We start from the raw sequence: 548 nt of genomic DNA, 5'->3' as shown, positions 1-548 counted from the left end.
TGAGTCACCTCTTTCTGCGGCGCAAATCTATCTTTAATCACCTTAAAGACGCGATCAAATGAAGAGGAAGTAAACACCAACATCACCATCCCTTTAACACCGGGAGCAATCATAAGTTGTTCTTTGGAGAAGGTAATAAACGCCAGATATTCCCGGTAATATTCCGTCTTACCATGCTTCTGGCAGCCAATTGCCATATAAAGTTCAGACGTTGATTTGGCAGGCAAAATTTCTCTCAACCATTCAACCAAAGCCGCAGGCAAAGGCGCATAAACCATAAAATAGGAACGGGCGAAACCAAATACAATGCTAGCATCAGCATAATCAGTCAAACAGGTATCGATAAAAATCCCGCCGGATTCGTTATGATGGATCGGCAACAAGAAAGGATAAACCTGACCTCCCATGCGGATCTTACCTACTAACCAAGCCGCTTTGTTGCGATAAAACAGTTCATTAGCTATCTGAAAAGTTGCCTGTAATAATTCTGCGACTGGAAATGTCTGTTGTAGATAGTCTGTAATATAATGAATATCTCTCTCCAGATT

1 protein-coding gene is annotated in these 548 nt (G+C 41.6%); it reads right to left on the bottom strand.

Going from position 1 to position 548, the window contains the following annotated elements:
- Positions 1-548, bottom strand: a 548-nt coding sequence (locus tag V2H77_RS00115; RefSeq protein ID WP_341497186.1) for an isocitrate dehydrogenase kinase/phosphatase AceK regulatory subunit, incomplete at both ends; no start/stop codon positions are given.

Origin of the sequence: Photorhabdus sp. P32 (assembly GCF_038085095.1) — a bacterium.
GTDB lineage: Bacteria > Pseudomonadota > Gammaproteobacteria > Enterobacterales > Enterobacteriaceae > Photorhabdus > Photorhabdus luminescens.
The sequence above is the reverse complement of the archived record's forward strand: the minus strand, read 5'-3'. Positions and strand labels throughout refer to the sequence as shown.